We start from the raw sequence: 22,862 nt of genomic DNA on the forward strand, positions 1-22,862 counted from the left end.
CCGGTTAGAAGCCGACTGATTTTAGCCACTTAAGACTTTCGGTCACATCGTGTAGACTGCCATCAGCCTGGCGTGGATCGCGTTCCTGCTCAATCGTAATCCAGCCTTGATAATTCAGGTCGTTAAGGAGTTTCTTAATTGCGGGATAATCAATTGCCCCTTTGCCAATGGGGCACATTACGCCTTCTGCACATGCGGCAAAGAAATCCAGTCCACGCTTGAGTACATCTTTATGGACACTTTCGTTCACATCTTTGAAATGAATATAATCAAGGCGATCGAAATAACTCTCAAGCCAGCTTACAGGGTCCATGCCAGAATAATAAAGGTGCCCTGTATCCAGACATAACCCAGCAACTGAATGCGGTATATCCTCAGCAATTTTGATAATTTCATCTGAGAACTCAATACATCCCCCCGCATGCGGATGAATTACCGGGCGAACACCGTATTCATTCCAGGCCAGAGAACTTATTTCTTTAATATGGGAGACCATGCGCTGCCAGTCATCAGCACTCAGGCGAGGTGCTTTATCTGAATGTCCGGCATAACGAGCGCGTTCTGCATTACCAAAATCAATAATCACCAGATATGGCGCGGGATAATTAGAGCTGTGATCTTTCACCGCAGTGGGTATTTTAGAAAGATTTCGACACAGATTATGCGTCAACTCAATCATGTTATCAAAATTACTGTCACTGACTAAATCATCAAAAATTGTACCCGCCACGATTGAAAGCGAGGCCTTATTTAAGGCTTCCGTCAGTTTGACCGGATCCGTTGGTAAATATGTCCACGGTCCGAGTTCAATACTTTTATAACCCGCCTGATTTGCCTCACTGAGAACTTTTTGCCAGGGCGGCAGAAACGGATTTTTAGGATCATCAACCCCCCAACTGCAAGGTGCATTAGCAATATGAATAGTCATAATTACGTCCTTACTATATTAATGTTTTATATCACTGGTCGTGACGGATACAGAATTTTTATTGATACGGGCATTCATGAGTTCTTCGACTTTCTCGAGTGCCACACCTTTTGTTTCCGGAATGTAGCGTTTTACGAACCACCAGGATATCAGGCAGGATACTGAGAACAGCAGCAGCGGGAATCCACCGTGGAATTTTTCACGCAGCCATGGATTATCATTGATAATCGGGAAAACCTGGCTAATGATAAAGTTGGATACCCACATCGAGGCATAAGCGATCCCCATGCCCATTGCGCGAAGGCGGTTAGGCAGAATTTCGCCCACCACGGTCCAGGCGATTTGCGACCATGTTAAGCCAAAGATGAACATGAAGCCTAACAGGCCGATGATTGAGGCATAGCCTTTAATACCAAAATAGAAAGTCAGGAAGGTAAGCGCGAGACAGATGAAGGTGCCGAAAGAGCCAATCAGCAGCAAAATACGGCGCCCGACACGATCAACAAAGACAATACCGACAAGCACGCCCAGGAACTGCAACGCCGCTAGCCAGGTGACCATAAACATGGCTTCTTCCATGCTGCTTGTGACATTCATCAACAAGGTTGGCCCAAAGTACTGAATAACGTTGATGCCGGTGAACTGGTTGAATACGGCAATCATTGACGCAATGATGATGAACATCTTCGCGTTGCGTGTTAACCCCTTAATCGAAGGTACATTTTTTACAGATGTCGTTACTGAATCAGTATTAAAAGATGCTTTAATTTCATTAAATAAATTCGAGGCATGCGTAGGATTGGAGATGCGAGTCAAGGTTTTCATCGCTTCGGCATCACGATTTTTCATTATATTCCAGCGAGGAGACTCCGGAATAAAAGCCATAAACATTAAATACAGGAAGCAAGGAATAACACCAAATCCAAGCATATAACGCCAGCCAACCGTCACCAGCCAGGTTTCATCTGCTCCTTTGGCGATCAAATAATTGACGATCAGCACCAAAACCTGTCCACCAACGAAAAAGACCATATTCATTGCGACAACGCGGCCGCGATAATCCCTTGGTGCAACTTCCGTCATATAAATAGGTGACACAACCGATGCCAGTCCGATGCCGAATCCGCCCAGAATACGGAAGATAATAAACATCGTGAAGTCGGTGGCTAATGCCATGCCCGCTACAGAAACCAGCATAAAGAATACTGTGATAGTCAGGGCTTTTTTTCTGCCATAATTATCGGCAAGTTTACCGGCGAGCCATGCGCCTAATACGCAGCCGATAACGATACTTGATACCGCCCAACCGGTCTGCGATGGCGTTAAATTAAAATGTCTGTTGAGAGGCTCAATAACACCTGAAATAACGGAAGTATCATACCCTTGTAACAGGCCACCCAATGCTGCCACGGTGCAGATCGCCATAACATAGGCGAGATTATATTTCTTCTCTTTCGTACTCATACGGTTACCTTTGCGTTTAATTCACACAGTTTGACTGAGTGAAGTCATATAATGACTGTTTTGAATTTGCGTAGATAATGAAATAGAAACGTAAAAGACAAACAATGTTAAACTGTCATTCTTAATATGTAGCCTCCAGAAAATCAGGCATGGATACGCCGCACACAAAAAATCCCTACGGCGCTGATGTCATCTTTATGATTGACCTAAAAGTTCTCTTTCGATAATCCTGCGCGTGTCGACGGCCTGTGAGTTCATTTTTTCCGGATATCATAATAGTGATGCGGTAATAATGGATTCACCGCCGACTTCGAATTTTCGATTTGCAAAATTCATTTCACGTAATACGCGAAAAATCCACTTTACCTTCGCCAATGCCCCTATGCTGGTGAATTATGGCATTAACATCCGGTGGATTAGCGATGAAGGAAGGGAGTTCCACCCCGTACTGATTCAGTGCACGTTTATACTCGCTCATCAACGCTCTGGAAGCTCGGGGATGTTTACAGAACGGGTTGATACGCGGATGCGGGGATTGTTCAATATATTTATAACCCCACTCAGAAACCTGACGAATCATGCCGGTTATTGATAAATGCGTAATGACGTCAACATCAAAAGCGACTTTCATTATCCCTTTCTCCTTCTGAATAAATCAGTAGTGACAGGCCTGGCCATTTCTTTTCGCCAGCGTATCGGCAATAGCGCGAATGCTCTCTTTTGCGATACCCGGCTTGGGCACCAGCGACATGCCATCTCCTCTCTTTTCGTGACTGACAGACAGCGATGCCCCCTCGCTCTCCTCCAGGCGCCCGACCTGAACCCAACACATATCCCTGCCCAAAAATAGCGAAAATGCCTTTAACGAATGTCTTCGCGTTGCCATCTACTTCAATGTATTGATTATCAATGAGCTGAACGCATGCCTGGGCCATAGTCAATCTGATGGTTTCCATTCGATCCGCCTGCCAGTTTCAAGGTTGTTCACCAGCGAACGCAGGTAAGGAATGGCATGCAGGTAATGGATTAATAGGATTATGAAACAAACAATCGAAACATCAACACATTTAAAATTCATCTTTCATTTTTGGGAAGACGATCTCAAAAAGGAACATTTAAGCCGTAAATGCTCTTTACATGAAATATTTATTTTTCAATCAAAAAAATTACATACGCATGATTTATAATGAATATAAACCAACAAAAAGGCAATCGCAGACGGGTAATGAGTGATTTCAATTACATGCAGCAGTAAAATTTTAAATCCATTTAAGTTGAAAATGGAATTTTAAATCTCTAACATTCATGTTGAACATCGTGGTTTATCCCTCTTTTATACACAGTCGAAGGTATCCCGTTATGGTCAGGAGACCAAAAAAATCAGATGTCATTTACCCTGGCCGTATCGCTGTAGATCCCGACGGACAGCTAACTGGCGCTTGTCTGGAAGACATAAGTACATTCTCTAACGCTTCAGGTGGCTCTTCAGGCAACGCCGCTTATGGCACAGCGATTCAAGGGCTGCGCTCAGGCATGCTGGCGATCGCCCTGCGACTCACGCGTAAGCCTGTATTTGACCCTGATCTACATTCAGGGCCATTCAGTAAAAAATCATTTTTCTGGTGAATGCCAATGCGTTTATCTACGGCTGTATTCAACGATCGCCAGTCAACCTTGCACGTGTTACGTATCAGTTTCGCCATGTTTTTTGCCTACATGACCATTGGGCTCTCCCTGACGGTCGTTCCTCTCTATGTCCATAATATTCTTGGTTACAGCGACACCCTGGTTGGATTAGTCATGGGATGCCAGTTTGTCGCAACGCTGCTGACGCGCGGGATCGCGGGACGTAATGCAGATGAACGTGGCGCAAAGCAAGTGATGCATATGGGGTTGGCGGTTAGCACACTTTCCGGCCTTATGCTGCTTGTGGCGGACAGGGTCGCTCACTTTCCTTTCCTGACGTTATTCTTCCTTTTTGCCGCCCGGATACTGTTGGGCATCAGTGAAAGCCAGATCCTGACAGGGAACCTGGCATGGGGGCTGGGTTTGAGTGGCGACAAAAAAGGGGGGCGAGTCATGTCATGGAACGGGATAGCCACATATGGTGCTCTGGCAGCAGGCGCGCCTTTTGGCCTTTATCTCTTTCACTATTATGGATTTTGGGCAATTGGCCTTTGTACCGTCATGCTGCCTGTTATTGCCTTTACGCTGAATGCTGCCGTTCCCGCTGTCATCCCCTCACATGGCGTTCGCCTGCCTCTGTGGTCCGTTGTCGGCAAAATCTGGCGTCCAGGGCTGGCTCTTGCACTTCAGGGCATTGGTTTTGCTGTTCTCGGTACGTTTGTCTCCCTTCATTTTAACCAGCAGCACTGGGCGAACGCGGGACTGGCATTAACAGCGTTTGGCGCGATGTTTATCGCTGTACGCCTCATTTTTAGTCATTTCCCGGACCGGTTTGGCGGCAAAACTGTCGCAATTTTTTCGCTTTTAACTGAAAGCCTGGGGTTGCTGACATTGGGTACAGCATCCACACAAATGCTCGCTTTGATTGGAGCAGGCATGACCGGTGCCGGATGCTCTTTAATCTTTCCCTCGCTGGGTGTTATCGCCTTGCGTCATTCTCCTCCGCAAACAAGAGGAACGGCATTAGGTGGCTATGCCGCTTTTCAGGACATCGCCTATGGGCTTAGTGGCCCCCTTGCAGGTTTGATCGCGGTTGCAGCCGGTTATCCGATGGTCTTCCTGTTGGCGGGTGGATGTAGCATTGCGGGCGTCATTTTTGTAGCCCTTTTCATCAAGAATGAATGAGAAGCATGAAAATTTTTCTCATGACAGACCTGCTGTTCAGTAAGCAAAATCCAGGAGAACGGGGCATGTTTAACCTGTAACGCCAGAAAAGGCAGATTAGGTTTGATATTTGGCATCTCAAGGCAGGACGTTAACAATGTGATTTTTTAACGTGGCAAATCATGCATAGCGGGCCTGGCCTGGACCCGCCAGAAAGTAAGTTACTTAGCTAACAGAGGAGGGACAGACGGGACTTCCGGCGCATTATCAATATCACGTTGAGTCATCCGGAAGGCTTCAGGATAATGTTCCCGCTCCGTTCTTCGGGCTGGCTCTGTATTGCGCCATGTGTACAGGCAATGCTGACACTGATGCACCGTCCATATCCCCTCAACTGGGGATGTTGCCATGATTTCAATGTGTTCATCAGCACAACGTGGACAAATCATACTTTCTCCTTAACCGCGATTTGATAACAGGGACGTTAACTTCTCAACCCAGATTGAAGTTTCTGGCAGGTCTTTTACCGGCTGACTGTAGTGGCCGCGGGTATCCGGTGCCACGGGAGTCGTCGCATCGATCACAAGTTTATCCGTGATTCCCGCAGGGCTGGAACCCGGGTCCAGTTCCAGTACGGACATGTTTGGCAGTTGAACGAGATCGCCTTGCGGATTGACCTTTGAAGACAGCGCCCACATCACCTGAGGCAGGTTAAAGGGATCGACATCCTCATCGACCATGATCACCATCTTGACGTAGCCCAGACCATGCGGGGTTGTCATCGCCCGTACGCCTACAGCACGGGCAAATCCACCATAACGTTTCTTTGTAGAAATAATGGCCAGTAATCCGTGTGTATACATTGCATTTACAGCCTGCACCTCAGGGAAATCCGCTTTCAGCTGTTGATACAAAGGGACACAGGTTGCCGGGCCCATCAGATAATCAATTTCGGTCCAGGGCATTCCCAGATACAATGACTCGAATATTGGCTTAGTGCGGTAGGAGACCTTATCAATCCGTACAACGGTCATATTGCGACCGCCGGAATAATGGCCGGTGAATTCGCCAAACGGTCCTTCAATCTCACGTTTGCGCCCTTCTATCACGCCTTCAAGAATGACTTCCGATCCCCACGGCACATCAAAGCCGGTCAGAGGCGCGGAGGCGATGGGGTACGGGCTTTCACGCAGCGCACCTGCCATCTCATATTCTGACTGGTCGTATTTCAGCGGCGTGGCGCCCATCAATGTAATAATGGGGTCATTGCCCAGCGTAATAGCCACTGGCAGATCGTCGCCACGTTCTTCGGCCTTATGGAGATGAAGTGCAATGTCATGCATCGGCACGGGCTGTAGCCCGAGTTTACGTTTACCTTTCACCTCCATCCGGTAAATGCCGACGTTTTGCTTACCGAAATGTTCTGGATCAAGCGGGTCACGTGATACTACGCAGGCCTTATCAAGATAGAAACCGCCGTCGCCGTCGTTCAGGCGGAACAGGGGAAGGATGTCGAAGAGATTGATCTCTTCACCATCAACGGTATTTTCTGACCAGGGCGCATTGTCGCGCCGCTCTGGTGCCACAGGAAAAGTGTCCCAGCGACGAATGAATTCATCTATCTGCTGTTTCACTGGGGTATTCATTGGGAGGCCCAGTGAAATTGCATGGTTTTGCCAGGAACCAATAGTGTTCATCACAACATGAGCATGATTGAACCCCTTTATTTTTTTGAATGAGATTGCCGGTGCACCTTCACCAATTCGGCCTGTAGCATTAGCGGCCGCGGCAATATCAGGTTCGGGTAAAACCTCTTCATCAATCTCAAGAAGCTGCCCCTGCTCGTCCAGAGCCTTAAGGAAGCTACGTAGGTCATCAAAAGCCATTATTTACTCTCCATACTCAGGGATTTCTTAGAATTGTTCAGGCCTTTCCAGCGATTTGCCTTTGGCGAGGCAATCCCAAACTGGTCGAGAACACGAGAAACGACATGATCGATCACATCATCAATTACTGCGGGGTGGTTATAAAAAGCGGGCATGGGCGGAACCATGGATACGCCAAGACGGGAAAGGGCTAGCATATTTTCCAGGTGAATGGTGCTGAGAGGCGTCTCTCTGGGGACCAGCACAAGTTTTCTGCCTTCTTTAATGACGACATCAGCAGCCCGTCCAATAAGGCCTTCCGCGTATCCCATGCGAATTCCCGCTAAGGTTTTCATACTGCAAGGAATAATGACCATCCCATCGGTGTGAAAAGAACCTGACGAGAGAGTAGCGGCCTGGTCGGACGGGCCATACACAACATCAGCCATGCTCATCACCTCACGCGATGAAAAAGGCGTTTCGAGTTCAATTGTGGTTTTAGCCCACTTGCTCAAAATCAGATGAGTTTCAACCTCTTTGATTTCCTGCAAAATGCTGAGCAGAGCCACCCCTAAAGGGGCACCTGTTGCTCCCGTCATACCGATTACAATTCTCATCTGACTTCCTTGCAAATAACGTTCGTGTACGAATGAAATTAACGGTAATCTACTCAAACCCATAAAGTCAATTGATTTCCATGGTTACTATTTTTAGTGTGACCTTTTGTATCTGGTGATAAAGAATGTTTAACGGTGGGATAATGATTTAACATTAACTAAATACGAGGATGACAGAGCCAGAGAAAAGTTAATATGAACAATGACTTGAGCAACCTTTTCTTTCATTTGACGAGGCAACTTCTACAGGAACATACCGCCCTGTGGCAGGAAGCGATGCCCTTTCTGACAAAGCAGCAGTATGCTGTTCTTTCAGCCGTTCATGCTAAACCGGGAATCGAACAACTGGAATTAACAGAGGCGGCGTTAAGTTCGAAGGCTACGCTGGCAGAATTGCTGGTTCGCATGGAACATAAAGGTCTGATACAACGTGAAGAAGGAAAAAAAGACAAACGTCGTAGATTTGTTACGCTTACCAATCAGGGCGAAGAGATGCTTAACACTGCATCACCGATTGCTGAAAGCGTTGATTCACATTTTCTGAACAGGTTAGAAGACCATGAGCAAAAGGAAATCATAAGCCTTCTTAAAATCATGTTAAAAAAACAGGCTTCCTGAAAGCATCCCGTTATTCTTCAGAAACAGATTTAATGGCAGGGTTGTGCCTTGATCGGGCATGATTCACGCAACGCTGAGTTAATCAAAGGTCGGCGGGTCACTGAAATGACAGAGAAAACAGCGCTGGTTGACGGGGCGAAGCAAGAAACCGTCTGAGTGCTCATCTTTGCCCTGACTAACACGCACTTTAAGGATTTCAGCATGACCACTTTTCATCAACTCAACGCCACCAGCCTGAATGGCCAGCACATCTCGATGGCCGACTATGCTGGCAAGCTGGTTCTGGTGGTGAATACCGCCAGCCATTGTGGATTCACTCCACAATATGCAGGTCTTGAAGCACTCTACAAAAAGTACGCTGCGCAGGGGCTGGTGGTGCTGGGTTTCCCTTGCAACCAGTTCGGTAAGCAGGAACCGGGCAGTGCCGACGACATCGCGCAGACCTGTCACATTCACTACGGTGTGAGCTTCCCCATGTTCGAAAAAGTAGAGGTTAACGGCCCCGGAACGCATCCGCTATTTCGTTACCTGAAAGCGGAGTTACCCGGTGTGCTGGGTGGGCGGATTAAATGGAACTTCACTAAGTTTTTGATCGGACGCGACGGCAAACCACTCAAGCGTTTTGCACCCATCGCTACGCCGGAAAAAATGGAAGCCACCCTCCTGGCGGCACTTGAAAGCTAACCAGGGAGGTCAAATTTATCCTTGGCCATTTTCTACAAACTGATGCTATCCAGACTGGATTACCCTTTACTGATCGCTCGCAACGTCTTTTAACGCTATAACGTTGCTCATTACGCAAAGAGCCGGTCGCTTAATAAAAAGCACGCCCTTCTCTTGGGCAGGGATGGCAGGGATGGCAGGGATGGCAGGGATGGCAGGGATGGCAGGGATGTTGCTATATCCTGTCCTCAGCGCGCAATACCGGTATCCATTCATTTTTAATGCCACTATCCAGCACTGAAGCGTAATCGGCCAGGCGCGACGATTTTCGCCTTTACCACGTGTTACTTGAGGCAAGCGGATGAACATTGACTGGCACAGCGCAGAACTGACGCGCATGACGATCGTGGATAAAAACTATAAAAATACGCAAAACGTGCGCCGCTTTATGGTTGCACAGTGCGGAGAACGCTTCCGGTTCGATCGGGATTTTATGGCCTGGATACGCAATGACATCCCCAAAAACCTGGGAGAGGTGGTGGATGAGTGGAAGCGCAGAAAGGCTGGCTGACACTCACAATCTGTTCATCCCCTCTCCTTTTTACTTTCGGGCATCTGTGCAGGCACCGTTTACGTCCGCACCTGGTGCCAGCGCGTGAAAATAACGGCCAGCAGGCGTACGCGGCGGTTATTTTATTGCGGCTTTACAGAGCCAAGCCTGACTGGGTGACAAAAAAGGCCCGATCGCCGATCGGGCCTTTGCTCATACACAGGTCATTCACCGAATGTCTGACGCCGTTATTTCGACAGCAGTTCTTTACGGATGATTTCTGCACCGGCGCTGAGGGCACTCAGCTTGCCCCGGGCAACCTGACGGGATAACGGCGTCATGCCACAGTTGGTAGAGGGGTAAAGCTTATCGGCATCGACAAACTGAAGGGCTTTACGCAGCGTATCGGCCACTTCTTCAGGGGTTTCGATCGCGTTGGTTGCCACATCAATGGCCCCGACCATCACTTTTTTACCGCGAATCAGTTCGATAAGATCCATCGGCACGCGAGAGTTTTGGCATTCCAGCGAGATGATATCGATGTTCGACTTCTGCAGTTTAGGGAAGACTTCTTCATACTGACGCCATTCGGTTCCGAGCGTCTTTTTCCAGTCGGTGTTGGCTTTGATGCCGTAACCGTAGCAAATGTGCACAGCGGTTTCGCACTTAAGCCCTTCAACGGCGCGTTCCAGGGCGGCAATGCCCCAGTCATTCACCTCATCGAAAAACACGTTAAATGCCGGTTCGTCAAACTGGATAATATCGACACCCGCCGCCTCAAGTTCCTTCGCTTCCTGGTTAAGAATTTTGGCAAATTCCCAGGCCAGTTTTTCGCGGCTCTTGTAATGGTTGTCATACAGCGTATCAATCATGGTCATGGGACCCGGCAGCGCCCATTTGATCTGTTTATTCGTCAGCTGACGTAAAAATTTGGCATCTTCAACGAAGACCGGCTTCTGGCGCGCCACTTCACCCACCACACTCGGCACGCTGGCATCATAACGATTACGGATTTTAACGATCTCGCGTTTTTCAAAATCCACACCGCTGAGGTGTTCAATAAAGGTGGTCACAAAGTGTTGGCGCGTTTGCTCACCATCGCTGACGATATCAATACCGGCGCGATCCTGATCGTCCAGAATCAAACGCAGTGCGTCTTTCTTGCCATCGATTAATTCTTCATTTTCCAGTTTCCAGGGCGACCACAGTGTTTCAGGTTGCGCAAGCCAGGACGGTTTTGGCAGGCTTCCCGCCGTGGAAGTCGGTAACAAAGTTTTCATAACAGGTAACCTTATACTGAGTTAATCAAAGAACGTAATTAGCAGACCATTGCTCAAGAACATTTTTGTAGGGTTTGATGAAGTTCTTCTCGGTAAACTTCCCTTGTTCAATAGCCAGATGGCTACGCTCTTCTCGGTCGTAAACAATTTGCGTTAAAGAATAATCCCGATGGCTCAGGCTCGGTTGATATTCAATACCAGCCGGCGAGTTTGCATTATAGATCTCAGGGCGATAAATCTTCTGGAACGTTTCCATCGTACTGATGGTGCTGATGAGTTCGAGATTAGTGTAATCACGCAGCAGATCACCCGTAAAATAGAACGCCAGGGGCGCAACGCTGTTTTCAGGCATAAAATAGCGCGCATGTAATCCCATCTTGCTGAAGTATTTATCGGTCAGCGAATATTCATCCTGCTGGTACTCAATGCCCAGTACCGGGTGACGGTTGCCGGTGCGGACATAGGTGTTTTTGCTTGAAACACTCAGGCAGATTACCGGTGACTTGCTAAAATTCGCCTTGTAAGCCTCTGATTGCAGGAAGCATTTGAAGATATTGCCATGCAGCTCGCCAAAGTTTTCCGGGATAGTAAACACCGGATTATTTTTGTTGTGCTCTGACAGCAAGACGCTGAAGTCATAGTCACGCACGTAAGAAGAGAAGTTGTTCCCCACAATGCCTTCAATACGTTCGTCGGTTTTTTTATCGACGATACTGGTTTTCAATATTTCGATAACCGGGAAAGCATCGCGATTATTTTCCACATTGATATTCATCTCTACGGAAATGATCTCAAGCTCGACAGAATAACGGTCCCCTTTCGGGTTATCCCAGTGCGCCAGGGAATTAAAACGATTATCCATCATCACCAGGGCGTTACGCAGGTTTTCCTGGCGGTTCTTGCCACGGGCCAGGTTAGCGAAGTTGGTCGTGATGCGGGTGTTTTCTGACGGATTGTAATTCTCATCAAAAACACTGCTCTTAATCGTAAAGGTGAAATTATTATTCATCGTGTCTGGATCCTGAATTCTGATGTAAAAACTGCGTTATTTGCCAGACCGGTCTGCTTGTCTCGTCTGCTTCACAGTTTTTAACGCGCCTGCAATCAATAAGCATATTTTATGCCAGAGTCGTAACATGAGTGAAAGCGACTTAATTTCACATTAACATGAGCCTTCTTCATGGTGGTCCTTCCGTTGCTGTACGAACCCCTGCCTACACGGTGGCTGGTGGGCATGGGGAGCGCAACGTGCAGAGTAAAATAAGGCCTGCCGGGGCTGACAGAGCGCGGCTAACACTCGGCAGGCCGCCTCTCTCCTGCCCTGTTCCAAACGCTGCCAGATGTCAGCACCTGCTATCGTCATGCAGAAAGACAAGACGCAACAGGATGGCCAGCGGTTATTTCTTTTTGGTGAGCATCGACTTTAGATCGGCAAAGGGATTGTAGGTGGCGGCCCCCACATCATCCTGCGCATCCTCGCCAGCCACAACGGAGGTGCCGTACTGATCGGCTTCCGTATACTTTGAGTGTTCATGATCATGGCAGTACAGGCACAGCAGCTCCCAGTTACTGCCGTCTGGCGGATTATTGGTGTGGTCGTGATCGATGTGGTGAACCGTTAATTCCCGCAGGTTTGAATAAACAAACTCCCGCGAGCATCGCCCACAAACCCACGGATAGATTTTTAACGCTTTTTCACGATAGCCACTTTCCAGCCGCGAGTAGTTTTTTGGGATCAGAGCCATGACCGACGTTACCTGTATGATGAGAGTTTTTCACTTGTGATTGCAGCAGGCTAACCTGCTTATCGGATGACTTCAAGTTGTATGCTGGGTCCGTTTTTTGCCCGTTTTTCCCGCCGCCTACCTGTTCCGTTCAGTGCCAAAGCCAGAAGCTCATTTCCTGTCTGTTGAGCAATGCCAGGGTGCGATAACGTTATGCGTGCTGGATAAAGGTGACCGTCAGGAAAGCTTTATTGGTAATCAATGCGGCGGCAGAGTGTTCCTGCAGAGCAATGATTTCTGGCACGACTACCAAGCCATGAAAGCGAAAGATGTGACGTTTTGTGAGGAACCCCGAGAGGAAGAGTATGGGCTGGTTGTGGTATTCGAAGACCTCTATGGTAACCGTTGGGATCTTTACCAGAACAGGTAAAACAAAACGACAGGCCTGTAAAACAGGAAACAGAGGTTCACAAATAAGGGCTGCCATATGCCCTTGTGATGTGATTACCCATGCTCAATGCGGTGGTTCAGTTTCCTTAATCGCTGGACATCGATGACAGGGGCCATAAATATGGATGTCTACCGATCCCAGAACTTCAGCAGTTAAAGGCATTATGGAAGAAAAGCTAAAATTTATGATGTTGGCGCTGGAGTACTCCCGCCAGGCATTACCCGAATGCAGACCCAATCCCCCTGTCGGATGCGTGATCGTTCATGACGGCGAGGTCGTTGCTAAGGGGTTTACACAACCGCCAGGCCAACACCATGCTGAGATCGACGCGATCGCAAAACTTACCTTCCCCATTAGCGAATGTGAAATATATGTCACGCTTGAGCCCTGCTCTTTTCAGGGCAGAACGCCTTCGTGTGCTTTAACAATTGCAGAGCTAAAGCCAAAACATATTTATATTGCCATGGACGATCCGCACCCGAAGAACAGGGGAGCGGGACGCACTATTTTAAAAAAGGCAGGCATCAGCTTTACATCGGGCATCGGAAAGCAGGCGGTCGAGAAATTTCTTTTCCCCTATCTGGACACGTCTTCGTTATAAACATCACTTTTAGCGCCGCATTGGGATCTCAGCGGAACGTTATCCCATCATCATCCCGACATTTTCGTCGTGATGGCACTTACCGCCCGGCCAGAACGGCCCGGCTTCGTCCGTAGCAATAATCTGTTCTGTGGGCACGCGCAGCTCACCCTTGTTAGTGCATGAACGGGCAAATAAGCGGATGCCCGCACGCTTGTTAATTTTCCCGCCCCCCGCCGCTGACTGGCAGAAAAATCGCGAGATGAATGTTATGATTAACCCATTCTATTCAGTCACAAAAGACACAGGTGCTAACCCTGAGGGCAAGATATGAACAACGAAGTCTCACTGAAATACTACGACATTGCCGATGAGTATTCGTCAGAAACGGAAACGCCGGTAAGCGAATCCGAGCGTGACGCCCTGGCACACTATTTCCAGTTGCTGATTGGCCGTTTAATGAATAACGAAGAAATCAGTGAAGAAGCGCAGAAAGAGATGGCCGTTGAAGCGGGCATTAATGAACAACGCATTGATGAGATCGCCACCTTCCTGAATCAGTGGGGCAACGAAGACTAATCCCGGTAAATGCTGCCCGCTAAAGCACCTGTGCCGGAGCACAGGTGCAGGCGATAAACACTATACCGCGTGTTGACTAAAGGATGCGGATTCCGCTTCCTCATCGGTAATGTTGGGTTGAGAAAAGCTCGCTTTAACGCCCCAAAAGTAGCAGGCCAGAGACGCGACAATAATGAGGATCATATCGAGTGGTGCGTCAATCATACCGCTTCCGCCGTAGGTACCCAGCATAGAAACCACCATGACCGCGATGTAATAAGCCAGCAGCCACCAGGCGCACTGCAAATCCTGACTGAACTGGTTGCTCTTTTTGCCAAAGATCGCGTAAGCGACCCAGGCAACAATCAGAATCGGAATGAGGATCTCATTAACAGACCAGCCGCTCCAGTAAATCAAAAGCGTACTGGCAACAAACGCCAGCGGGCTGAGAACCGCCGCAACGGGCAGACGAAACGGACGCTGCATATCGGGCAGGTGTTGACGAAAAGCGCCCAGGGTTATCGGGCCGGGCATGTAAGTAAAAACGGTTGCCGACGTCACTGCGCCGATTAAACCGCCCCAGACCTGAAACTCGGAAGGCAATGTCCAGGCGATGGCCAGCAGCAGCGACAGCCACAATGCACCGCGCGGTACGCCAGATTTTGCATCCACTTTGCCAAACACTTTAAACAGATGGCCATTACGCGCCCAGGCAAACAGCACGCGCGCGGCGCCGGCCAGGTAGATGTTGCCGGTCCCGGCCGGGGAAATCACCGCGTCGATAAGAATCAGGTTAATCAACCAGGTCAGCCCCAGGCTGCGGGCCAGATCGGCATAGGGAGACTGGAATATCTGCTTCAGCCCTGCCCAGCCATGTTGTGACAGCAAATCGGTCGGTACCGCCCCCATGAACGCATACTGCAGGGCCAGGTAAATCACGAAGCTGACAGCAATGGCAATACCGATTGCCAGCGGCACGTTGCGCTGTGGATTTTTAGCTTCACTGGCAAAATCAACCGCCTGACGAAAGCCAAGATAGGCAAAGACAATCCCTGCCCCCGTCAGTGAGCTGAAAACGCCATGAGCCCCACCCGGCGGTGAAGGTGGAACATCAAGGTTTGGCGCATGGAAGTAAAGCAGAAGTGTCACGATGGTCAGCAACGGCACGATAAATTTGAAGGTGGTGACAATCGTGTTCACCCGCCCAAAGAAGCTGACGCTCCAGTAGTTGAGCAGAAAAAACACCACCAGCAGCCCAATCTGCACGCCAAACCCTAACCCCGTTGGGCTGCCGTCCTCATGCCCCAGTGCGGGCCACCAGTAGATCGCATACTGACGAACGGCCTCAACTTCCACCCCTGCGGTGCTGGTATAGGCCAGCAGCGAGCTGACACCAATCACGAAACCAACGATGTTGCCGTGCGAATAATTGGGATAGCGAACAAAACCGCCGGCGCGCGGTAGCGCGGAGGACAGCTCGGCGTAAACCAGGCCAATCATCAGAACGATCACGGCACCCAGTACCCATGCCCAGCCGGTATGGCTGCCCGCATAGCCGGAACTGTTAAGGGCGGCATATAACCAGCCCGAACCGATCATTGAGCCGATGCCAAGTAATGACAGATCGACCAACCCTAATTTCTTTTTAAGTCCCGTAGATGCCATGCTATGCCCCTGTCTGATTATTGGATGTTGTAGGTGGGAATAAAGCATATTGTGTGCCAGCAATATTTTACTGTCGTAATCGTTTATGTAAGAAACATTCCAGATCACATAACCTGCCAGATAAGGGTTTCAGGAATCCGTTTCAACAGAAATATAAAATATCCGTAGGCGTGAGTAGCGATGTTAAGCATGAGATCGGGGTGCAACGCGCACTGCAATGATCCAGAAAATATATAGCGATGCTATTTGAAACATTCCGTCACCAGTGCAAAAGTTGTGACATATATTCAGGGGACAGGTCGTTAGCAACGCCTTTAGTCAATTGAATGACGCCACGCAAAATAACGCGACGTTAGTTTCCCCTTCATCCCTTTGCTGTCAGGGCCTGCGTTGCAGTGATGGAGGAGCATCGAGGTGTCAAGCAGACTGCGTAAAAATGCGGATGAGGTAGGCCTTTTTCACCTGATACCCGATATTTCAATGCGTTTTCCCATCTGGTGTTTTATGAATAAAAAAGAAAGTTAAAAAAGAGAAGGGTCATCAGACATTCAGCGTAATGATGCTGCTGCGCCCTGTGTTAATGATTACGGCAATAAGAAATCATCGTCTGAAAAAGGTGCCCTCTGTCTCCTTGCTTTTTTTAGTCCAAGTATCAGCAGAAGCACCCTATATTCAACTTGAGGCTATCCGTTGCGGTAACCGCTTTTTTATACTGCCATCAGTCCACAATAAACAGCGTCGCCCCTTCTCTGGTGGTTGATCGATGGGCTTCGGCATCGTCGGCAACCTGATAACTCACGCCCGGCGTTAATACAAACGTGCGTCCATCGTCCAGCTCTGTGACCATTTCGCCTTTCAGGCACAGAAGAATATGCCCTTTTATACACCAGTGATCGGCCACGTAGCCGGGGGAATAGTCAACCATTCTGACTCTGATATCGCCAAACTTTGCCACGCGCCAGAGCGCAAACCCGCTATCACCCGGATGCCGTTCTGCCTCTATCTGTGCCCAGTCTGTTATCCCGAAAGGGATATTTTCCATTTTCATTTTTCATGCTCCGTAAGAGATTCAGGATTTATTACATGGCTTCGGTCACCGTCGAAAAAGCGCACCACGTTTTCGAACGCGGTGCCGAAATACAGGCTGTAGCTGTCCTTCTCGACATAGCCGATGTGCGGCGTGCAGAGCACGTTGGGCAGTGATAACAGCGGATGCGCGGGATCGTATACCGGCTCCTGCTCATAAACGTCCAGAGCGGCAAAACCCGGGCGGCCCTGGCGCAGCGCACTCAGCAGCGCATCTGCGGCCACCAGCTCAGCCCGGCTGGTGTTGACGAACAATGCATCGGGCTTCATCTGCACCAGATCGTCGCGCGTGATATTGCCCTCGGTTGCTGCCACTAAGCGCTGATGAACGGTTATCACGTCGCTGGAGGCAAAAAAAACCTCACGGCTGGCAGGCACTATCACTCCCTCCTGCTGCGCTTCCTGCCTGGCGCGATCGCTGCCCCAGACCTGCACCCGCATACCAAATGCCTTTGCATAAGCCGCAATCCGCTTGCCAATTTTACCGTAGCCCAGGATCCCCAGCGTCTGGTTACTCACGCCCTGCCCCAGTTCTGCCTGCCAGTGACCGGCGCGCATGGCGTTAACGGCCTGAACGAACTTTCTGCGGGCTGCCATAATCAGCAGCCACGTCAGTTCAGCCGGTGCAACGGGCGAGCCGACGCCCTCGACAATCGCCACACCCGCCCGTGAGCAGGCCGCAATATCAATATTGCGGGCGACCTTACCGGTCTGACTGATGAGCTTTAGTTGCGGCGTGCGCTGTAAAAAGGCCTCGTCAATGATGGTGCGCTCACGGATCAGGATCAAGGCCTGAGCCGTCGCCAGCGCCTGTTCTGCATCAGGATCCAGGCTGATATCCCCAACAGCGGTACAGGTAAATTGGGGATGGCATTGCAGGCAGTCGAGGCCTGCCGTGGCCTGATGATAATCGTCGGGAATACAAACCTGAATCGTCATGGGATCGCGCGCCTTAAGAATGGAGTTGGCTTGTTACCGTCGGCTGAATAACCGCCCTACATCATTAAAACAGCCTCTCGGTTACGTCAATGTCCTTGTGCAGGATGCGCGCCATGCCGCCCGAGGCAGTGCGAAGTGTGCGCCGGACGATGTCATTCGCACCTCAGCGCTTGTTCACCCTTTCCCCGTCACTTATCTCGCTCTAAAACATCGCAAAAAAAGTCGAATAAAAATCCGCATACGCACGTTCACTCATCATAAACCTGAAGGAGAGAACGAAAGCCATGATTCACACACAACCCAAGAAACCCCGACAGCGCTACGACGGAATGACCCTGGCGCTGCACTGGATTACCGCGGCCAGCGTCATCTTTTTGTTTGCCAGTGCGCACATCTGGGAATGGCTGGAGCGCGGAACACCGCTCCGGAAAGGCTTACTGTCAGTGCATATTTCCTGCGGGATCGTGCTGGCGCTGGTCATGGTGATCCGTCCGGTCTGGCGGTTAATGAGCCAACGTTCGCCGCGTTACGCGATGCCCGCTGCCGCCGTTTCACGTCCGGCGAAATTGCTTTCTCACTGCGTTCACGGTGCGCTCTATCTGCTGCTGTTCACGCAAATTGTGCTGGGTTTTATGTTTCGCTGGGCGCAGCAGGAACCCTTTGGCTTTTTTGGCCTGTTGGATCTGAGCGGATGGGTGCATGTCGATCCTCTGCTCAAACATGCTCTGGGTGAATTACACAACAATGTCGCCTGGGCGCTGATTATTCTGGCCGCGTTCCATGCTATGGCCGCCCTGTTCCATCACTATTTTCTCCGCGATAACGTGCTGCGCCGCATGCTGCCCGTTCGCCTCTTTCGTTAACTGGAGCACTACCATGAAAAACACCGCTTCACTGCTGCGTACCCCAGGCCGTAAGCTGCTGGTTCCGGCCCTGCTGTTCGTTATCCACGTCGCCCCGGCACTGGCCGCAGGCGATGACAGCACCAACAGTAAAATTCCGGACTGTCCGCGCGGGCAGGTTTACGACAGCAAGACCAAACAGTGTGTTTCCGACAAAACGGCACGCCTGAGTGACGAAGACAAGACAAACTATGCCTATCATCTGGCGAAGAAAGGCGACTATCAGGCCGCGCTTACCCTGCTGGATAGTCTGAAACAGCCCGACACTGCAGAAGCCTGGAATTACCGGGGTTATGCCACCCGAAAACTCGGGCGTACCGACGAAGGGATCGGGTATTATCAACGCTCGCTGGCGCTTAACCCGCGCTATGCGAAAGTGCGCGAATACCTGGGCGAAGCGTGGCTGATTAAGGGCCGTCCCGACCTGGCAAAAGCGCAGTTGAAAACCATCGCCAGCCTGTGCGGTACAGGATGCGAAGAGTATCGTGATTTGCAGGCCGCCATTAATGGTCATCCGGAATCCTGATACCTACGATGAGGACAGTCACATCACGACCAGCGAAGTTCGCCAGCAGCTTGCTGCCCATCTGACGCGCCTGTGGCGCTACGGGCTGGTGCTGTCCCGAAACCACGACGTTGCCGAAGAACTCGTGCAGTCTACCTGCGTACGCGCGCTCGAAAAGAGCGCGCAGTTTACGCCGGGTACCCGGATAGATCGCTGGCTGTTCTCGATCCTTCACTCTATCTGGATTTCCGACCTGCGCGCCCGCCGCGTGCGGTTAGGACAGGGCTTTGTTGAAAGTGAGGAACTGCTGGCGCCTGACACGCGGGAACGTGATGATGAACGCCTGCATTTTCAGAAAATCATGCAGCGCGTCAGCGCATTGCCAGAAGCCCAGCGCAATACCGTCTTTCTCGTCTATGTTGAAGGATTTACCTATCAGGAAGCCGCAGAGACGCTGGCCGTACCCATCGGCACCATTATGAGCCGGCTGGCAACCGCGCGTTCGGCGCTGGCAAAATCGTTTGATGCTCAGGCTTCTGCGCAGGAGAAACGCTCATGAACACGCTACGCTTTGCGCCCCCCTTCAGCGACGAAGCGCTGGTGGCCTGGCTGGATGGCGAAATGAACCCTGATGACGCACGCAGGCTCGAATTACTGCTGGAAACCGATGCTGAACTGGCTGAACGCATCGATGAACTGATGAAAAGCCAGCTCGACTTTGACACGGCCTTTGCGCCCTTACTGGATAAGGCCCCGGAAGCAAAAATGCAGCGCCGGCTCGACGCGTTGTTAAACGCGCCAGCGCAGGCACCCGCCGCCGATGTTGTCGCTACCGCGACATCGGGCATTAGCCGTCGTTCGCTGATTGCAGCCTCGCTGAGTTTTCTGATGATCGGTTCAGGCCTCGGCTACCTCGCCCGCCCGGCTAAAACCAGGCTGAGTGAGAGCGAGAAGATTCGCGATCTTGAAGCCCAGTACATGTCGCTCTACAGCGCAGAAACGCTGCTGGATGCGGATAACTCCCCTGCCGCGTTACAGCATGGCCTGGCCCGCACCGCGCAGGATATTGGCCTACATCTCAATACGCAGCAGCTTTCCCTGCCGGATGCAGAGCTGAAGATGGTGCGCATGTTGCGCTATGACAGCACATCTATCGCGCAAATTGCGTGGATCCATGCGGAATATGGCCCGATGGCGCTATGCATTTCGCCGGACGCCCAGCCTGCCTCAACCGGGCTTCAGCGCGAACAGCGACATGATATGCGCCTGGTCTGGTGGCACCACGGCGGCTATCAGTTTGTCCTGATTGGCCGCAACCCGGACGAAGCACTGGCAGACAGCGCCAGCGCCCTGAAAAACGCCCTTAGCGCTTAACGGCGTGGGACGCTTTCAAGGCACATGACTGGCCTCTGCCTGAATATCAATCTTGATCGTCACCGTATCATCCACCAACGCGGTGAAGCGATCCATATGGTAGGCCGAGCGGGAAATCGTGGTCATGGCATGTAGCGCGATCCGTTCATCGCGTTGCGCCGTGCGGTCGTGCTCTTCCATCGTGGCTTCCAGAATGACCGGTCGCTGAACGTCTTTTACCGACAATGAGCCAAAAATCCTGAAATTGCCGTTGCCCTGCGCCACGATCCGGCTGCTGGTAAAAACGATATTGGGATAACGGGGAGCATCAAAAAACATGCTGCTTTTTAACTGATACGTCAGCAGGTTGTTGGACGCGATAAGCGTGGTGACCGGAATAGTGACCTTCACACGATTATCCATTTCATTTGCCGGATTCAGCGCAACCTCGCCGGTTACGCCCGTTAATTTCGCATGCGAAATACCGCCAAATGCGTGCCATGACAGCCCTATCGCGGTGTCAGGTGTGGAAATCGTGTAGTAAAGTGAAGCCGCGTGGGATAACGGATTCAGCAGCAACCCAGCAACCAGAATAGATACAGCGCGCGTCATAACGGGATTCTCCAGTAAACAGACAACGCATTAACGCGCCAGGTAGCAACTTTATTCGATTAATACTTACAGTTATATAACATTTGAAAGGATGTGGATCCCGCCTCATCGCTTTGATGTGGAAGCGGGTAGCTTGTGCGGCTCAGACAGACTCGGGATGCCGGGTGCTGATGATGTTTTGCGGGTGCGCCTTGATGACCGGCATTCTGCTTGTAGCGTTCTGGAAAACGGTTTTGTCTGCTGTCAGCCTTGAAATAAGACTGTCTGCTTCTGGCACAAATCAGATGAGCATGTCGGGTCCGCAATAAGTGACAAGCAGACATTCGCCGTTTTTCTACACTAGATACCGGCTTGTACCTGGTCGCGTATTGTTCAACAGGGAGCAGGTAACCTGTACGGCTGTCGCTGTGGATGGCTCATAACGACATGATTCAGACCGCTCTCAGTTGTGCTTTTTCCTTAACAAATTCCATCGCACTTACCGTGAAGAAATAAATCAGCAATTTTAGATAGTTAAGTGCTCAATTTTTGCAACCAGCAGGTGATGTCATGATCTTAAGTGCTAATCACGTCGGTTTTTCAGTCAAAAATATTGAAGACGCATTATTCGTCTGGACCCATATTCTTGGAGGGAAGTTATTACGCGAAGGGAACATGTCTGGACCCATTATTGATGAAGTCACAGGCGCAAGGGGAGCGGATGTACGAATGGCTTTGCTTGAAGTGGCTGGTATGAACATTGAATTACTGCAATACAATAACATTGAACAGCCAGAAGCGCCTTCAGCACCCTATATCCCAGGCTACGCGCACCTGGCGTTTATGGTTAAGGATCTTGATACGCTCCTGAGCAAAGTATCGGACTATGGCTGGAAGACGCCAGGAAAACCCCAGACAGTCTCATCAGGCCCCATGCAGGGAACCAGAGTCATATATTTACAAAGCCCTGATGGTCAGACGCTTGAGTTGATGGAACGCAATCAATGAAGTCTACATGTCATGATCCACTACCTTCTTATCAGAGCGGTGATGTTTGCAACGTGCGCTTGGTGGCACAGAGCGGACTGACCTGCTCCCTGTAAACTAACCTACCATGATGCAAGCAGCGTCCGCTCCTGGCACTAAGCGGACGTTCCGTAGACCCGCTAAAAATTACATTTATGGTTTAATTAATTATTAGCGTACAAGCATGCGTACTTGCTTACCGCGATAGGTAACATAATCTTGAAACTGGAAACCAAAGCGCTCAGCCAGATGATTTGAACGTTTATTTTCTTCGTCAATAATGCAGCACAATGGGGAGGATAATGTCTGATCGGCCCATAGTAAAACTGCGGCCAGTGCTTCAGACGCATAACCTTTGCCTTGAACTTCAGGAATTAATGTCCATCCAGCTTCAGGGTATTTTAACTGAGGTGTGATATCACGATGAACATCCTGGAAACCAAACGAACCAGCATAACGGCCTGTAGTTTTCTCAAACACCGCCCAGTAGCCATACCCTAACGCTTGCCAGTGTCCGATATAACGTAATAAGCGGCTCCAAACACTTTCTGTCGTTGGTTTCTCACCGCCATTAATTTTAATCATTTCAGGCGTGCTCCAGCACGCCATAAGCGCTGGAAAATCGTCGAGCGTAAATTGCTTTAAAATTAGTCGTTCTGTCTCAAGTCGAGGCGCATCCTGAAATGTCATCACTTCTCCTGGTGTTA

25 protein-coding genes and 2 pseudogenes are annotated in these 22,862 nt (G+C 50.1%); 13 read left to right on the top strand and 14 right to left on the bottom strand.

What is annotated here, in order from left to right; genetic code table 11:
* Positions 1 to 4: 4 nt before the first annotated feature.
* From AAIE03_RS09540 to AAIE03_RS09550, 3 genes and pseudogenes are all read right to left on the bottom strand, one after another.
* Complete coding sequence (locus AAIE03_RS09540; protein WP_015700472.1) at positions 5 to 928, bottom strand: sugar phosphate isomerase/epimerase family protein; 924 nt, start codon at positions 926 to 928, stop codon at positions 5 to 7.
* A gap of 18 nt (positions 929 to 946) precedes the next feature.
* The gene (locus tag AAIE03_RS09545; RefSeq protein ID WP_498562971.1) at positions 947 to 2,392 is read right to left on the bottom strand and encodes a sugar porter family MFS transporter; all 1,446 of its coding nucleotides are present in this window, start codon (positions 2,390 to 2,392) and stop codon (positions 947 to 949) included.
* A 421-nt stretch (positions 2,393 to 2,813) separates the two neighbouring features.
* Positions 2,814 to 3,023 (bottom strand): annotated as a pseudogene (locus AAIE03_RS09550) (hypothetical protein); the annotation flags it as partial.
* Positions 3,024 to 3,751: 728 nt separating this feature from the next.
* On the opposite strand from AAIE03_RS09550, the pseudogene AAIE03_RS09555 reads away from it, so the two are divergent.
* Together AAIE03_RS09555 and AAIE03_RS09560 are read left to right on the top strand one after the other, a co-directional pair.
* Positions 3,752 to 3,934: pseudogene (locus AAIE03_RS09555) on the top strand (hypothetical protein); the annotation flags it as partial.
* A gap of 90 nt (positions 3,935 to 4,024) precedes the next feature.
* A complete protein-coding gene (locus AAIE03_RS09560) occupies positions 4,025 to 5,203 on the top strand; it encodes an MFS transporter (protein ID WP_041457594.1) in 1,179 nt (392 codons plus the stop codon).
* Between the two features lie 200 nt (positions 5,204 to 5,403).
* Here AAIE03_RS09560 and AAIE03_RS09565 read toward each other — a convergent pair whose 3' ends face one another.
* The 3 genes from AAIE03_RS09565 to AAIE03_RS09575 are packed head-to-tail and all read right to left on the bottom strand — an operon-like array spanning position 5,404 to position 7,664.
* The gene (locus AAIE03_RS09565) at positions 5,404 to 5,631 is read right to left on the bottom strand and encodes a non-oxidative hydroxyarylic acid decarboxylases subunit D (RefSeq protein WP_013025504.1); all 228 of its coding nucleotides are present in this window, start codon (positions 5,629 to 5,631) and stop codon (positions 5,404 to 5,406) included.
* A 9-nt stretch (positions 5,632 to 5,640) separates the two neighbouring features.
* Positions 5,641 to 7,068, bottom strand: coding sequence for a non-oxidative hydroxyarylic acid decarboxylases subunit C (locus tag AAIE03_RS09570; protein ID WP_015700477.1), 1,428 nt, complete (start codon positions 7,066 to 7,068; stop codon positions 5,641 to 5,643).
* The gene (locus AAIE03_RS09575) at positions 7,068 to 7,664 is read right to left on the bottom strand and encodes a non-oxidative hydroxyarylic acid decarboxylases subunit B (protein WP_014606031.1); all 597 of its coding nucleotides are present in this window, start codon (positions 7,662 to 7,664) and stop codon (positions 7,068 to 7,070) included. The genes AAIE03_RS09570 and AAIE03_RS09575 overlap by 1 nt, the downstream gene beginning before the upstream one ends.
* 195 nt (positions 7,665 to 7,859) lie before the next feature.
* Here AAIE03_RS09575 and AAIE03_RS09580 point away from each other — a divergent pair, with 195 nt between their 5' ends.
* From AAIE03_RS09580 to AAIE03_RS09590, 3 genes are all read left to right on the top strand, one after another.
* On the top strand, positions 7,860 to 8,282 hold the full coding sequence (locus AAIE03_RS09580) for a MarR family winged helix-turn-helix transcriptional regulator (RefSeq protein ID WP_498562972.1): 423 nt from the start codon (positions 7,860 to 7,862) through the stop codon (positions 8,280 to 8,282).
* Between the two features lie 201 nt (positions 8,283 to 8,483).
* A complete protein-coding gene (locus AAIE03_RS09585; RefSeq protein WP_026021004.1) occupies positions 8,484 to 8,966 on the top strand; it encodes a glutathione peroxidase in 483 nt (160 codons plus the stop codon).
* Between the two features lie 340 nt (positions 8,967 to 9,306).
* A complete protein-coding gene (locus tag AAIE03_RS09590) occupies positions 9,307 to 9,516 on the top strand; it encodes a DUF6434 domain-containing protein (protein ID WP_019105799.1) in 210 nt (69 codons plus the stop codon).
* A 227-nt stretch (positions 9,517 to 9,743) separates the two neighbouring features.
* Here AAIE03_RS09590 and AAIE03_RS09595 read toward each other — a convergent pair whose 3' ends face one another.
* From AAIE03_RS09595 to yajD, 3 genes are all read right to left on the bottom strand, one after another.
* Positions 9,744 to 10,775, bottom strand: a complete 1,032-nt coding sequence (locus tag AAIE03_RS09595; RefSeq protein WP_013025498.1) for a methionine synthase — start codon at positions 10,773 to 10,775, stop codon at positions 9,744 to 9,746.
* Between the two features lie 25 nt (positions 10,776 to 10,800).
* The gene (locus tag AAIE03_RS09600; protein WP_013025497.1) at positions 10,801 to 11,784 is read right to left on the bottom strand and encodes a DUF1852 domain-containing protein; all 984 of its coding nucleotides are present in this window, start codon (positions 11,782 to 11,784) and stop codon (positions 10,801 to 10,803) included.
* A 388-nt stretch (positions 11,785 to 12,172) separates the two neighbouring features.
* Positions 12,173 to 12,520: an HNH nuclease YajD gene (gene yajD / locus AAIE03_RS09605; protein WP_013025496.1), complete on the bottom strand. Its 348-nt coding sequence runs from the start codon at positions 12,518 to 12,520 to the stop codon at positions 12,173 to 12,175.
* A 97-nt stretch (positions 12,521 to 12,617) separates the two neighbouring features.
* On the opposite strand from yajD, the gene AAIE03_RS09610 reads away from it, so the two are divergent.
* The 3 genes from AAIE03_RS09610 (at position 12,618) to AAIE03_RS09620 (ending at position 14,109) form a co-directional block, all read left to right on the top strand.
* A complete protein-coding gene (locus AAIE03_RS09610) occupies positions 12,618 to 12,929 on the top strand; it encodes a VOC family protein (RefSeq protein ID WP_246874033.1) in 312 nt (103 codons plus the stop codon).
* Positions 12,930 to 13,074: 145 nt separating this feature from the next.
* A complete protein-coding gene (locus AAIE03_RS09615; RefSeq protein WP_498562973.1) occupies positions 13,075 to 13,551 on the top strand; it encodes a bifunctional diaminohydroxyphosphoribosylaminopyrimidine deaminase/5-amino-6-(5-phosphoribosylamino)uracil reductase RibD in 477 nt (158 codons plus the stop codon).
* Between the two features lie 309 nt (positions 13,552 to 13,860).
* The gene (locus AAIE03_RS09620) at positions 13,861 to 14,109 is read left to right on the top strand and encodes a DUF2543 family protein (protein ID WP_013025493.1); all 249 of its coding nucleotides are present in this window, start codon (positions 13,861 to 13,863) and stop codon (positions 14,107 to 14,109) included.
* A 60-nt stretch (positions 14,110 to 14,169) separates the two neighbouring features.
* On the opposite strand, the gene AAIE03_RS09625 is transcribed toward AAIE03_RS09620, so the two are convergent.
* The 3 genes from AAIE03_RS09625 to AAIE03_RS09635 all read right to left on the bottom strand — a co-directional run bounded on the left by AAIE03_RS09625 (position 14,170) and on the right by AAIE03_RS09635 (position 17,778).
* Complete coding sequence (locus AAIE03_RS09625) at positions 14,170 to 15,753, bottom strand: APC family permease (RefSeq protein ID WP_042677362.1); 1,584 nt, start codon at positions 15,751 to 15,753, stop codon at positions 14,170 to 14,172.
* A gap of 718 nt (positions 15,754 to 16,471) precedes the next feature.
* On the bottom strand, positions 16,472 to 16,801 hold the full coding sequence (locus AAIE03_RS09630) for a DHCW motif cupin fold protein (RefSeq protein WP_013025491.1): 330 nt from the start codon (positions 16,799 to 16,801) through the stop codon (positions 16,472 to 16,474).
* Positions 16,798 to 17,778 carry a D-2-hydroxyacid dehydrogenase family protein gene (locus AAIE03_RS09635; protein WP_498562974.1) on the bottom strand — a complete coding sequence of 327 codons (981 nt, stop codon included), beginning with the start codon at positions 17,776 to 17,778 and terminating at the stop codon, positions 16,798 to 16,800. Before AAIE03_RS09635 ends, AAIE03_RS09630 begins: the two co-directional genes overlap by 4 nt.
* 284 nt (positions 17,779 to 18,062) lie before the next feature.
* Between AAIE03_RS09635 and AAIE03_RS09640 the strand changes: the two genes are divergently transcribed.
* Genes AAIE03_RS09640 through AAIE03_RS09655 form a run of 4 tightly spaced genes read left to right on the top strand, consistent with a single transcriptional unit; the run spans position 18,063 to position 20,559 of the window.
* Complete coding sequence (locus AAIE03_RS09640; RefSeq protein ID WP_498562975.1) at positions 18,063 to 18,641, top strand: cytochrome b; 579 nt, start codon at positions 18,063 to 18,065, stop codon at positions 18,639 to 18,641.
* 13 nt (positions 18,642 to 18,654) lie between these two features.
* Positions 18,655 to 19,206 carry a tetratricopeptide repeat protein gene (locus tag AAIE03_RS09645; protein WP_015700486.1) on the top strand — a complete coding sequence of 184 codons (552 nt, stop codon included), beginning with the start codon at positions 18,655 to 18,657 and terminating at the stop codon, positions 19,204 to 19,206.
* Complete coding sequence (locus AAIE03_RS09650; RefSeq protein ID WP_014606046.1) at positions 19,187 to 19,744, top strand: sigma-70 family RNA polymerase sigma factor; 558 nt, start codon at positions 19,187 to 19,189, stop codon at positions 19,742 to 19,744. Before AAIE03_RS09645 ends, AAIE03_RS09650 begins: the two co-directional genes overlap by 20 nt.
* A complete protein-coding gene (locus AAIE03_RS09655; protein WP_015700487.1) occupies positions 19,741 to 20,559 on the top strand; it encodes an anti-sigma factor family protein in 819 nt (272 codons plus the stop codon). The genes AAIE03_RS09650 and AAIE03_RS09655 overlap by 4 nt, the downstream gene beginning before the upstream one ends.
* 15 nt (positions 20,560 to 20,574) lie before the next feature.
* On the opposite strand, the gene AAIE03_RS09660 is transcribed toward AAIE03_RS09655, so the two are convergent.
* On the bottom strand, positions 20,575 to 21,150 hold the full coding sequence (locus AAIE03_RS09660; protein ID WP_014606048.1) for a YceI family protein: 576 nt from the start codon (positions 21,148 to 21,150) through the stop codon (positions 20,575 to 20,577).
* A 549-nt stretch (positions 21,151 to 21,699) separates the two neighbouring features.
* Between AAIE03_RS09660 and AAIE03_RS09665 the strand changes: the two genes are divergently transcribed.
* Positions 21,700 to 22,137, top strand: a complete 438-nt coding sequence (locus tag AAIE03_RS09665) for a VOC family protein (RefSeq protein WP_064352626.1) — start codon at positions 21,700 to 21,702, stop codon at positions 22,135 to 22,137.
* A 189-nt stretch (positions 22,138 to 22,326) separates the two neighbouring features.
* On the opposite strand, the gene AAIE03_RS09670 is transcribed toward AAIE03_RS09665, so the two are convergent.
* Positions 22,327 to 22,845, bottom strand: a complete 519-nt coding sequence (locus AAIE03_RS09670; RefSeq protein WP_014606774.1) for a GNAT family N-acetyltransferase — start codon at positions 22,843 to 22,845, stop codon at positions 22,327 to 22,329.
* Between the last annotated feature and the right edge of the window lie 17 nt (positions 22,846 to 22,862).

The organism is Pantoea sp. Ae19-2 (assembly GCF_059801205.1).